This is a genomic window from Streptomyces sp. NPDC004838 (assembly GCF_053600955.1).
This window is the reverse complement of sequence record NZ_JBSGAW010000002.1, coordinates 239,425-251,351: the sequence shown is the minus strand read 5'-3', so window position 1 is coordinate 251,351 and position 11,927 is coordinate 239,425. Positions and strand designations below refer to the sequence as shown.

Sequence of the window (11,927 nt, the reverse complement as noted above, 5' to 3'; positions counted from 1 at the left end):
GCAGAAGCAGCCGCAGCCCACGAAACGGACCAGCGGACCGCACTCCCCGAGTGCCGCCCCGCATCCCGTCGCGCCGTCCCACCCCGGAGCATGGCCGGCTCGCGCAGGCCACGCGGACCAGGCAGGCCACGCGGACCAGGCAGGCCACGCGGACCATGCGGACCGTACCCGTGGGGCCCTCAACTCTCGGGGAGCCAGCCCCTGAGCCGCAGTTCGTCCCGGAACCGTCCGTAGGCGTCCTCCAGAGCCGTCCGTTCTCCGCTCACCGGCTCGACCAGAGCCCCCGCCCCGGCCCCGGTCATCGCCTCGGCCGCGGCCGACACATGGGGATGAAGCGTGCCGGTCGCCGCGAGGACCGCCGCGCCGAACGCCGTCTCAGCCCTGTCGGCGACACGGATCGGCCGGTCGAGGACGGTGGCCCTGATCGCCGTCCAGACCGCGCTGCGGCTGCCGCCGCCCGCGGCGTGCAGCGGGCCGGACACCTCGATGCCCAGCTCCTGGACGCGGTCGAGGGCCAGCCGTTCGAGGAAGGCGACGCCTTCGAGCGCCGCCCGGTGCGCGTCCGCCTCGTCGGCCGGGTCACCGAGGCGGAATCCCCGCGCCTCGCCGGAGACGAAGGGGAACCGCTCGCCCTCGCGGAGGAGCGGATACCGCACACAGGAGGCGGGGCCCCTGGCCGCCGCCGCGCTGTCCAGCGCGGGCAGGCGCACGGGATCGACGGCGGCCAGGGCCTCGCCGCCGGTGCTGGACGCGCCGCCCGGCAGCCACCAGCCGTGCGGGTGCCGATGGCTGTACAGGGCTCCCGCCGGGTCCCGCACCAGCTCCTCGGACACGCCCTTGAGCACATAGGTGGTCCCGAGCACCCCGACGAACCGGCCGGGCGTGACCGCTCCGGTGGCCATCTGCGCGGCGCAGCCGTCCGTCATCCCGAGCCGGACGGAACACCCTTCGGGGAGCCCGGTCGCCTCGGAAGCCTCGGGGCCGACGACGCCCGCCTGAGTCGTGGGGGCCTGTACGTCGGGCAGCAGCCCTGCGGGGAAGTCGAGTGCGTCGAAGACCTCGCCCGCCCACTCCCCCGTACGCGCGTCGTAGCCGGACTTGAGCGTGTGGCTCCAGTCCGCCGCCACCGGATGGCCCGTCAGCATGCGGCCGAGCACCTCCGGTGTGTGCAGGAGGTGCCGCATGGCAGAGCCGTAGGAGCGCCGGCACCACACCGCCCGGCCCAGCGCGGCCGTCGGTCCGATGGAGAGGCCGAGCGCGTTCCAGCGGGCGTCGCCCAGTTCCCGGGCCCGCGCGTTGAGGGCGGCTGCGCGCCGGTCGTCGTACATGAGGGCCGGACCGAGCGGTTCCCCGTCCGCGCCGACCGCGACGATCGTGCCGGAGGTGGCGGACACGGCCACGGCCACCACCTCCCGCCCACCGCACGGCAGCGCGTACGTGGTGCGGCGCAGCGCGGACCGTGCGGCGGGCCACCACAGGCGGGAGTCCTGCTCGCTGGTGCCTCCGGCGCCGCGCAGAGGGGCGGGCAGTGGGGCCTGTGCCTGAGCGAGCACCCGGCCGTCCGCGTCCACGCACATCGCCCGTACCGAGGCGGTGGCCACGTCGACGCCGATCACGGCCGGGCGGTGGAGGGTGGGCCGATGGGGTCCGCTGCTCATGGGTGAGAGTGACGTCCTTTCATGTCTCCCGTACAGAGCCGGAGGTGCGGCGTGTCCGTACGGGGGGTTCGGACGTCAGCCGAGGGCGGTCGGAACGGCTTCACACGCTGCGTCACGCGTCCACGACCGGGCCGCACCCATGCGCGTTAAATCCACATGCGATCCAACATCGCGGAAGAGCGCGCTCACCGGGCGGCGGAGGCCACGCTCACGGCGGTCTGTTCGCGCAGCCGCGTGAGGAGGTCCTCCCCCACGCCGGCGTCCACGACGAGGTGGTCGAGATCGCCGACCGGACCCACCCGGTGGAGGGCGGTGCGGGCGAGTTTGGTGTGGTCCATGAGCATGACCTTCTTCGCGGCCGACTTGAGCATGGCCCGTTTGACCAGCACGACGTCCTGTTCCTGGTGGTACGCCATCCGCGAGTCGAGCGCCGAGGTGGAGACCGCCACCAGGTCCACGGAGAGCGCCTCGACGGCCTCGACGCAGGACACTCCGAGGAACGCGTCATGCGTACGGGAGTACTCGCCGCCCAGTGCGATCAGGCGGATCCCCTCCCGCTCGGCGAAGACGTCGACGACGCGCCGGGCGTTGGTGACCACCGTGAGCGGCACCGTGTCGACGAGGAGTTCGGCCATCGCCAGGACCGTGGTGGAGTCGTCCAGCATCACCGACATGCCCGGCTCCACCAGCCCGGCCGCGGCGCGTGCTATGGCGTTCTTCTCCGCCGCGTTCACCCCCAGCCGGTAGTCGAGGCTCGATTCGAGCACGGTGGACGGCAGGGCGGACGCGCCGCCCCGGAACCGCCTCAGCACACCACGGCGTTCGAGGTCGTCCAGGTCTCGGTGGACGGTCATCAAGCTCACGCCGGTGAGCTGCGCGAGGTCGACGCCTGTAGCCGTGCCGTGCTCCACCACATGGTCGGCGATCAGCCGTCTGCGCTCTTCGGCGGATGTCTTGGTCATGGACATCAGTGTCCCGCACCATGGGATCGCGTCCCGCGGGAGGGAACCCCGGCGGGCATGTGGGCGGAAGCGTCGGATGGAGCGTCGGCGGGCACGCGCGTGGGCACGTTGAGCGCGCGCAGCGCCGTGCCGGAGCCGGAGATCTCGATCTCCGTGACCGCGCAGTCGTCGAGCCGCGGGAAGATCCGCCGGTACCGCCCGAGCGGCAGCCCGAGCAGGTCGCAGAGGGCGATGCGCAGCAGGGTGTTGTGGGCGACGACCAGGACCCGGGCCCCCTGATGTCGATGTGTCAGCTCACGCAGGGCGGCGCTCGCCCGTGCGGCGGCGTGGGACGGCGGCTCGGAGCCGGGGAACGCGCCGGTCTCGGCGTCCTCGCGAAAGCGCCGTACCGCGTCGGGGTCCTCGCGGGCCATCTCCTCGACGGTCCGGCCCTCGCCCCAGCCGAAGTCCACTTCGCGCAGCGCGTCGACCACTTCCGGCGCCAGGCCGAGGGCCGTCGCCGCGGGCCCGGCCGTCAGCCGGGCGCGGCTGAGCGGTGAGCAGGCGATCGCGTCCACTCCGGACCGGGCGGCCCAGGTCCCGAGGGTGACCGCCTGGGCCCGGCCCTTCTCCGTCAACGCGACGTCCGTGACGCCGGCGTAGCGGTTCTCCGCGTGCCACTCGGTCTCGCCGTGCCGTACGAGCAGGAGCCGCGACGGCCTAGAAGGACGAGAGAGCCGAGGAGTCAGGGGGTTCGGGGAGGTCAGGGGGTTCGGGGAGGTCGGGGAGGTCCGAGAAGTCATGGAGGGCCCTCCTGGTGACGGGAGACACGGCTTGCGGGAGACAGTTCCGAGGCGATGCGTGCGTGGCGAAGGCGTGGTGCGCGAGGGACGACCGGCAGGCCGCGCGAATGACAGGCCGAATGTGTGATGAGCTTTGATCTTCACGTTCCCGCTGTTAAATTTAACAGACAATCCGCAGCCTGCGCCCTGGATGGCCGAGGGGCACGGCTTCGTCGGCTCTTCCCGCAAGAAGGACTAGTCCTTATGCGCATCCTCGCCGCAGGCGACCATTTCGTCCGCCCTGAACTGATTCGTACGGCCCTGGTCCAGGAACTGTCGCGCACCGGCCGGAACTCCCGTGAACCGGGTGATTCCAGTGCGCCCACCGCACTCGCCGGTTTCACCGGGTTCGCCGAATCCCCCGAGTTCACCGAACTGACCCTGCCCTGGCCGTACGAGCCGTTCGGCCCGGTCGCCCAGGTGCGCGAGGCGAGCGGCACCGAGGACCAGCTCATCGAGGCGCTCGCCGAAGCGACCGTCTGCGTCACGCAGATGGCCCCCTTCACCGAGCGGGTGTTCGAGGCGGCGCCCGATCTCCGCTTCGTCGCCGTCTCCCGCGGCGGACCGGTCAATGTGGACCTCGACGCCGCCACCCGGCACGGCGTCGCGGTGAGCTTCGCCCCCGGCCGCAACGCCCCGGCCGTCGCCGAGTTCACCGTGGGCCTGATGCTCGCCGCGATGAGACGTATCAGCTCCGCCGACTCGGATCTCCAACACGGCTCCTGGCGGGGCGATCTCTACTCCTACGAGGAGGGCGGCATGGAGTTCAGCGGGGCGACCGTCGGGCTGATCGGCTACGGAGCGATCGGCCGTATCGTCGCCCGGGTGCTGCTGGCCTTCGGCGCCAGGGTCCTGGTGGCCGACCCGTACGCGGATCCGATCGCGACGGCGGCGGACGGCGTCGAACTCATCGGAGTGGACGACCTGCTGCGCCGGAGCGTGGTGGTGAGCCTGCACGCCCGCCTCACCCCGCAGACCCGTCACCTTCTCGACGCCCGCCGGCTCGGCCTGCTGCCGCACGGCGCGGTCCTGGTCAACTCCGCCCGTGGCGGCCTCCTCGACCACGCCCCCCTGCCGGACATGCTCCGCAGCGGCAGGCTCGGCGCGCTCGCCCTCGATGTGTACGACATCGAGCCGATTCCGGACGACTGGGCCCTGCGGAACGTGCCGAACGTCCTCACCACCCCGCACCTGGCGGGCGCGACCAAGCAGACCGCCCACCGCGCGGCGTCGATCACGGCCGCCGAGGTCGGCCGGTTCGTCCGGGGCGAGACGCTCGCGCACCCGGCCAATCCGGACGTGCTGCTGGCCGGGCGAGCATGACCGTCCCCCGCATGGGAACCCGCACGGGAGACGCGCCGCACCAGGAGAGGAAGCGGAGTTGAGCACCGTCGTCGGCGTCGACATCGGGACGTCGGTCACCAAGGCCGTCATGTTCGACGACAAGGGCAGGCCGCTGGCCTCGGCCTCCCGGCGCTCCCCGCTCGACCGGCTGTCCGGCGGGCGGGTGGAGCAGGATCTCGACACCGTCGTCGCCGATGTCTGCGACGTGGTGCGCGAGGTCACCTCCGCCGTCTCCCGGCCCCCGGACGCCGTGGCACTCACCGGCCAGGGCGACGGGCTCTGGCTGCGGGACTCCGACGGCCGGGCCGTGCGCTCGGCGATCTCGTGGATGGACGCCCGCGCCGCGGACCTGGTCGCCCGCTGGCTCATGGACGGCACGATCGGGAAGGCATACGCGCAGACCGGATCCGGCATGTTCCCGGGATGCCACGGACCGCTGCTGGCCTGGCTCCACGAATACGAACCGGAGTCACTGGACCGGGCCGCGGTCGCCGGGTACTGCGTCGACGCCGTCGCCGAACGGTTCACCGGAGAGATCTGCGTCGACGCCTCGGACGCGACACTGCCGTTCCTCGATCCCGTGACCCGTTCCTACTCCCAAAAAGCGCTGGCCGCGTGCGGGATCGAGAGCCGGTCGCGGCTCCTTCCGCCGCCCGCCGACCCCGGCACCGTACTCCGGCTCAACAGACTGGGCGCGGGGCTGCTGAACCTTCCTCTGGGGCTGCCGCTCGTGGCCGGCCCGTACGACCTCCCCGCCGCTGCGATCGGAAGCGGAGTACGGGAGACCGGAGACGGCCTGCTCGTCCTCGGCACCACCCTCGCCGGCCAAGTCCTCACCGACCGCGTCGAGATGGACGCCACCGCCGAACCGGCCGGGATGTGGCTGTGCACCCCCAGGCCGGACCGGTGGCTGCGCGCGATGCCCGCGATGGTGGGAACGGCGGCACTGGAGTGGGTGCTCGGCCTCGTCGGCGCGAACACCGACGACCTGGACGCCCTGCTCCGCGAGAGCCCGCCCGGAGCACGGGGCGTCTCCGCCTTCCCCTTTCTCTCCGAGGCCGGCGAACGGGCCCCGTTCGTCGAGCCGTCGGCATCGGGACGGTTCGACGGGCTGAGCCTCGGCACCGGCAGGTCGGACGCCGTCCGCGCGATGTGCGAGGCCGTCGGTTACGCGGCCCGGCACTGCCTGGAATCCGCCGGACTGACCGGCGCACTGTCCCTGTCCGGCGGAGGCGCACGCTCGGTGATGTGGGCTCAGCTGATCGCCGACATTCTCGGCCGGCCGGTCCGCATCCCCGCGGAACAGCAGGTCGGCGCACTGGGCGTGGTGTCCGTCGCCAGAGACTCCCTGGGCCACTCGCCGCCCTCGTGCCTGGGCCGACACGAGGTCGTCGACCCCCACACGGATGTGCGCTCACGGTACGAGGACGGGTACGAGCGCTACCTCGCCGAGTTGACGCGCGCCCGCGCGCAGTGGGCCGACCGCACGATGTCCACGCCGGGCGTGCCACGCGGTATGAGGTGAACCGGTACGCCTCCGCCGCCACCGGCCGGAATCGGAGCATGTGCCCAGGCCCAAGCGCACGCGGCCCGGCGGCGGGAACGCGATCCCGTGTGCCGTCACTTCCACAGGCGCGCGAGGAGCAGCACCAGGGTGTCGGCGACGGTGGCGTCGGGGGTGTCGGGGTGATGGAGTGCCCAGCCGTCGAGGGTGCCCAGCAGCGCGCCGGTGGCCAGGGTGATCAGTTCGGGGCCGGGGTCGGGGCCGATGAGGCCGATACCGCGGGCGTTGGCGACGGCCTGGGCGATCCAGGCGTCGCCGTCCTCGGCTCCCGGGGGCCGCGTGGCGAGTACGGCGCGGTCCTCCGGGTGGGTGCGCAGGTGCTCCAGGAGCCGGACGGTGCCCGCTCGCATCTGCCCCCACAGCTCGTCGGGGGTCGCCGCCTCCGTCCAGGGGCCCAGGGCGGCGAGCGTGCGGGCGGCGGTGTCGGCGGCCACCTCGGCGAAGAGGTCGTCCTTGCCGTCGAAGTAGTGGTAGGCGGAGGTCTTGGAGATCCCGGCTTCGGCGATGATCCGGTTGAACGAGGCGGCGTCCTTGCCGTCGCGTGCGAAGTGCGTACGGGCGATGGCGAGGATGGCCGCCTTCGTGTCGTCGGGCAGCCGGTGGAAGCGGGGCAGGGCCATGGGGTCCTCGTCAGGGGATGCTGGAGACGACCGGTACAGCCGTCGGCCGGGTGGCGAGCGCGCGGTTCACGCGGACCGTCGTGATCCAGTGTGCCGCCCAGAGGGGAATGGCGACCCCGCCTCCCACGTATCCCGGAACGCCCGGGAACAGCGACAGGATCTGGAAGGCGCACCAGCCGTACCCCAGCGCCGCCCACCGCCGGACGGACACTCCGGGCAGCCGGGCGTCGACCGCGAGGGAGGCGGCCACATTGCGGACGATGAAGAAGTCCTCGGTGAAGTTGTAGGGGATCGCGAACATCCACCACACCGACACCGGTCTCGCCGTCCTGTACTGGGGAGGTATCAGGCGCAGTGTGCGTTGCAGGGCGCGGCAGTACAGGGCGACGAGACCGAAGAACACGGCGACCGCGGCGAGAGCGCCCGCGATCCCCAGCGCGGCGACCTCGCCGAGGATACCCAGTCCCCAATCGGGCGCCCATATCGGATAGCTGAGGAGGACCGTGACGAGAACAGTGCCAGCGGTTCTGACGAAGATTGCCATATCGGCGAGTGTACTGCCAGTACACCCTGACAGTACGCACCAATGGTTCAGGATCGGCGGCCGGGGAGCCCGACGCCTCCCCGGGCGCACCCGGCCCGCGAACACCGCACCGCTGGAGGCCCCTCACACCCGAGCTTGTTCCTCATCGACGAACAGCCGTGGGCATGGCCGAGACCGGTGCGAGCGCCGGACCCGTTCACCGGGGGAACGGATACGGCCTCACCGAGGGTCGTCCGGACTCCGCCGCGCCGTCAGGCCGTCACCCTGAGATCAGGGCTCCGCGGGCGAGTTCACCGACAGTCGCAGCACCAGAACCCCATCGCCCAGTCCGACGGCGAGGAAGCCGTCTGCCTCGGCGAGAGCTGTAACCGGGTAGCGAACCGGGATCTCTTCGACGGGACGATAAGTCTCGGGGTTCCACAGACGCACTGTGGCGTCATCGCCCGCCGTGGCGAGAAGAGTGCGGTCACCCGCCGGGACGGCACACAAGGCCTTGACGCGGCGGGAATGGCCTCTCAGTGTGCGTGTCTGCCCGCCGGTCTCGGGGTTCCACAGGCGCACTACGCCGTCGTCTCCCGCCGTGGCGAGGAGCGAGCGGTCGCTGGCCGGTACGGCACACAGCGCTCCCACCCGGTCGCCATGCTCCAACGTGCGCACATGCTCGCCGCTGACGGGATCCCACAGACGCACTGTCCTGTCTGCGCTGGCGGTGGCGAGGAGAGTGCGGTCGCCCGCCGGAACCGCACAAAGGGCCGTGACCTGGTCGGTGTGGCCTTCCAAGGTGCACACGTGTTTGCCGCTGACGGGATTCTGCAGGCGCACTGTGGTGTCGAGGCCCGCGACGGCGAGGAGAGTGCGGTCGCCCGCCGGTACGGCACACAGTTCGACAGAGCCGGCGTGACCTTTCAGCCCCCGTATGTGTTTACCCCTGGCGGGATCCCACAGACGCACTGTGTCCCAATAGGTGGTGGCCAGCAGATCGCGACCGCCCGCTGCCACGGCGCACACCCCGAAAACGCCGGGAACGATCTGCAAGTTGAACACGGCGAGTTGGACGACAGGCGGGATTGTGTTCGCGAGCCTGTTGAGCGTTGTGGGGCCCCGGTGCAGTGAGCGTGTCTGCTTGCCGGTGGCGGGATCCCACAAACGGACCGTGCCGTCGTTGCGGCCTCCGGCGAGGAGGGCGCGGTCGCCCGCCGCTACGGCACACAGCACGTTCACCCGGTCGGTGTGGTCTTTCCCCCTGACGGGAATCCCTCTGGCGTCGGGATCCCAGAGGCGTACGGTGCCGTCGTCGCTGGCGGTGGCGACGACGGGGTGGTCGCCCGGTACAGCGCACAGCGCATTGACCCGTTCGGTGTGGCCTCTCAGCGTGCCTGCGTTCCTGCCGGTGACGGGATCCACCATACGTACCGTGCCGTCGTCGCCGCTGGTGACCACCAGGGGAAGCTCGCTGGACACCACGGAGCCACTTCTCATGAGCTGAACGAGAAACTCGCCGTAGTTCCTCAGGGGGCGTGTCCGCCTGCCCGTGGCCGGATTCCACAGCCGTACCCTCCCCCAGCCGTCGACGATGGCGAGGAGAGCGTTGTCGTCCGCTGATACGGCACACAGCGCTTCCACCCGGTCGTTATGGCCTTTCAGCGTGCGTACAAGCTCGCCACCAGCCGGATCCCGGACTCGCACGGTGCCGTCTCCGCAGCCGACGGCGAGGAGAGTGCGGTCACCCACTGCCACGGCGCGCAGGGCGCTCACCCCGTCGGTGTGGCCATCCAGCGTGCGTACAAGCTCGCCACCAGCCGGATCCCAGACCCGGACGGTGTCGTCTCCGCCGGCGGTGGCGAGAAGATCGCGGTCACCCACTGGTACGGCACACAGCGCTTCCACCCGGTCGCCATGCCCCAACGTGCGCACATGCTCTCCGCTGGCGGGGTCCCACAGGCGCACTGTTCTGTCCGCACTGGCGGTGGCGAGGAGAGTACGGTCGCCCGCCGGTAGAACACACAGCGCCTTCACCCGGTCGGTGTGGCCTACCAGCGTGCGTACATGCTCTCCGCTGGCGGGATCCCAGAATCGCACGGTGCCGTCGTCGCCCGCGGTGGCCAGGAGGGTGCGATCGCCCGCCGCCACGGCACACAGCGCCCTGACGGCCCCCGTGTGGCCTTCCAGAACCACCTCCTCGAAGCGGGGAGTCACCTCTGCCCACATCGCCTGATAGGGCGCGGAGAATCTGTTCTCCCGGTACGTCGAGCCGAGGTGCTCCTGTGCCTCGGTGACGCTGAACAGGGCCGCGCGAACAGATGGGGTCGCATCGATGGCACGGGGAGTCTTGCGGAGCAGACGCGCACGGACGAGGGCGTCGGGTGAGGAGGCCACGGCGGCTGCGGGTATCAGGCGGCGCAGGTCGGCGTGGAGGGGATAGACGTCGTCGGCCAGCAGTTCGTCGATGACGCCCCCGCGGGCGGCATGCCGTGGCAGGGAGCGCAGGAGGTAGTCCGGTGCGCTGTGCCAGCCTCCGGCCAGGCCGTGGGAGAGGAAGCCTCGGGCAAGGGAACGCTCATCGGTCCGGATTGATCCGGCTTCGGTCCTGGCATGCAGAAGCGTGTCGTTCAGGGCCTGGTGGAAGAGCCGGTAGACCCCGGACGCGCTATCGGGGGCACTGGCCTCCACGAGGAAGTTGGCCGCGGAGGAGCGGGCGAAAGCCACCAGGTGGTCCTGGGGCAACGCGGTGCCGGTCAGAGAGGCGATGGCGGTGCGCCAGAGGTCCGGGGAAAGACCTGGCGCCTCGGCGTAGGCCAGGGACGTGAGGACGTCGACGGCGGAGACACCGCAGATCGGCGGCAGCCGCGTGAGGTAGTCGCGCAGGGCCGTGTCCACGGTGGGTGCGGGCGCGGACGAGATGCGGGCGGGGGCGATCGGTTGACGGTCGTGCAGGCCGTGGGAGTGGGCGATCAGACCGGCGATCAGGAAATTGCCGTCCGCCCGCGCTGCGATCGCCTCCGCCACCGGGACTGCGACATGCCGGTCGGCATAGGGGTTGCCGGGACGTTCGTTCCCTGTCAGTTGCAGGGTCGCCAAGGCGTACGCGGTGAGATCATCCTGCGCGAAGTAATCGGGAGCGTCCAGATCCAGGATCTCCGCCCCGGCCCCGAAGACCGCCAGCAGGTCACCGTCGTCGTCCGTGGCCCTGCTGCCCACGACGATGCGCACGTCCAGATCCGCGCAGGTCTTCACCAGGGGCAGCGCGATCTTCCTGATGATCACGCGGGCCTGTGCCGGGGTGGTGGCCTCGTCCAGCGCGTCGATCACCACCCTGAATCCTCGTCCCGGTGAGTCGGCGAGTGACGCGCGCAGCGCGGGAACCAGGTCGCCGACGTCGTCCGGCAGAGCGGCGGAAGCGGCACGGGCGATCTCCCGGGCGACCTCCAGAGCCGTTTTACCCTTGGCATGCACCGCGCAGGACACGGAGTGCACAGGCGCCCGCTCCGCGGTGTCCTCCGGCGGAAGAGCCGCCGAGATGTGCGGGTCGGCGGTGGTGACAATCCGTCCGAGCACCGCGGACTTACCCGCCCCCGGAGAGCCGGTGACCACGAGAACCCGCGGCCGGGGGACATCACCGGTGATCCACGAGACGATGGCGGCGAGGGCGACGGTGCGGCCCCGGAAGCGGAAGCCGCCTTGCGTGTCCACGCTCACCCCGCGGGCCCGTGGCCTCCAGTGCCGATCCGCTTCCGGATCCGTCTCCAGTGACCACCCCCAGGCGGCCAAGGCGCTCTCTCCGGCAGCTTCCACCGACCAGTCTGCGAGCTGGTGCAGCTTCTGCTCCGCGAGGTACCGGTTGATCCACCGCAGGGTCAGAGCGCGCGCGTCGCCGGTCTGTCCCCGAGCCTGGCCGACCATGCCGACCACGGCCTCGTATCGCGGCGACCACACGGCCGCGCCGCTGTAGCCGGCCTGGACGGGGTACCGAGATCCGGTGTCCAAGCGTATCCAGCCATAGCCCAACGCCTCCCCGACGATGCCGTCCGAAGAGTTCCCCAGCATCCCGTCGGGGAACCCGAACGACCACCACGACCGGCCGACGAGGTCGTCCGGGGACGGCTGACGCAGCCGGGCGGCCAGTTCGTGGGGGACGTCCTCTTCCAGCACCAGCAGGGCCACGTCCTGGACCTCGCGCTGCTCATCCGGAGGCGCGATCACCTCGCGTACCCGGACGCGGCGGTGGAACAGTTCCTCCGCCTTGGGGAAGGCGACCCACAGTTCTTCGTTCCGGTCCCATCTCGGGCAGGCCACGTGGGCGCATGTGAGGACCCGGCGGGAATCGACCAGGAATCCCGAGCCCAGGGGCTTCCCGTCGCGACCGCTCGGGTGAATGGCCGTCACCCAGACGTCGGAGCCCGGTCGTGCCCCTCGT

The 11,927-nt window shown here is 71.3% G+C and carries 8 protein-coding genes; 2 read left to right on the top strand and 6 right to left on the bottom strand.

Annotated elements, in window-relative coordinates; all coding sequences use genetic code 11:
- Positions 1–179 precede the first annotated feature (179 nt).
- The 3 genes from ACWEFL_RS03455 to ACWEFL_RS03445 all read right to left on the bottom strand — a co-directional run bounded on the left by ACWEFL_RS03455 (position 180) and on the right by ACWEFL_RS03445 (position 3,402).
- On the bottom strand, positions 180–1,658 hold the full coding sequence (locus tag ACWEFL_RS03455) for an FGGY-family carbohydrate kinase (RefSeq protein WP_451706750.1): 1,479 nt from the start codon (positions 1,656–1,658) through the stop codon (positions 180–182).
- Positions 1,659–1,843: 185 nt separating this feature from the next.
- Positions 1,844–2,620: a DeoR/GlpR family DNA-binding transcription regulator gene (locus ACWEFL_RS03450; protein WP_451706747.1), complete on the bottom strand. Its 777-nt coding sequence runs from the start codon at positions 2,618–2,620 to the stop codon at positions 1,844–1,846.
- A gap of 5 nt (positions 2,621–2,625) precedes the next feature.
- Entirely contained in the window at positions 2,626–3,402 is a 777-nt protein-coding gene (locus tag ACWEFL_RS03445) for a histidine phosphatase family protein (protein WP_451706744.1), read from the bottom strand.
- Positions 3,403–3,645: 243 nt separating this feature from the next.
- Here ACWEFL_RS03445 and ACWEFL_RS03440 point away from each other — a divergent pair, with 243 nt between their 5' ends.
- Positions 3,646–4,764 carry a 2-hydroxyacid dehydrogenase gene (locus tag ACWEFL_RS03440; RefSeq protein ID WP_451706742.1) on the top strand — a complete coding sequence of 373 codons (1,119 nt, stop codon included), beginning with the start codon at positions 3,646–3,648 and terminating at the stop codon, positions 4,762–4,764.
- 58 nt (positions 4,765–4,822) lie between these two features.
- Positions 4,823–6,310 (top strand): FGGY family carbohydrate kinase, encoded by a 1,488-nt coding sequence (locus ACWEFL_RS03435; protein WP_451706739.1) that lies wholly within the window; start codon positions 4,823–4,825, stop codon positions 6,308–6,310.
- 95 nt (positions 6,311–6,405) lie between these two features.
- On the opposite strand, the gene ACWEFL_RS03430 is transcribed toward ACWEFL_RS03435, so the two are convergent.
- The 3 genes from ACWEFL_RS03430 to ACWEFL_RS03420 form a co-directional block, all read right to left on the bottom strand.
- Positions 6,406–6,969 carry a TetR/AcrR family transcriptional regulator gene (locus ACWEFL_RS03430; RefSeq protein WP_451706738.1) on the bottom strand — a complete coding sequence of 188 codons (564 nt, stop codon included), beginning with the start codon at positions 6,967–6,969 and terminating at the stop codon, positions 6,406–6,408.
- A gap of 10 nt (positions 6,970–6,979) precedes the next feature.
- Positions 6,980–7,513, bottom strand: coding sequence for a hypothetical protein (locus tag ACWEFL_RS03425; protein WP_451706734.1), 534 nt, complete (start codon positions 7,511–7,513; stop codon positions 6,980–6,982).
- A 270-nt stretch (positions 7,514–7,783) separates the two neighbouring features.
- Positions 7,784–11,806: a WD40 repeat domain-containing protein gene (locus tag ACWEFL_RS03420; protein ID WP_451706731.1), complete on the bottom strand. Its 4,023-nt coding sequence runs from the start codon at positions 11,804–11,806 to the stop codon at positions 7,784–7,786.
- Between the last annotated feature and the right edge of the window lie 121 nt (positions 11,807–11,927).

Bases quoted from the DNA above. Each gene is read 5' to 3' on its own strand.
- ACWEFL_RS03455 (WP_451706750.1), bottom strand. From the start codon at position 1,658: ATGAGCAGCGGACCCCATCGGCCCACCCTCCACCGCCCGGCCGTGATC.
- ACWEFL_RS03450 (WP_451706747.1), bottom strand. From the start codon at position 2,620: ATGACCAAGACATCCGCCGAAGAGCGCAGACGGCTGATCGCCGACCAT.
- ACWEFL_RS03445 (WP_451706744.1), bottom strand. From the start codon at position 3,402: ATGACTTCTCGGACCTCCCCGACCTCCCCGAACCCCCTGACCTCCCCG.
- ACWEFL_RS03440 (WP_451706742.1), top strand. From the start codon at position 3,646: ATGCGCATCCTCGCCGCAGGCGACCATTTCGTCCGCCCTGAACTGATT.
- ACWEFL_RS03430 (WP_451706738.1), bottom strand. From the start codon at position 6,969: ATGGCCCTGCCCCGCTTCCACCGGCTGCCCGACGACACGAAGGCGGCC.
- ACWEFL_RS03425 (WP_451706734.1), bottom strand. From the start codon at position 7,513: ATGGCAATCTTCGTCAGAACCGCTGGCACTGTTCTCGTCACGGTCCTC.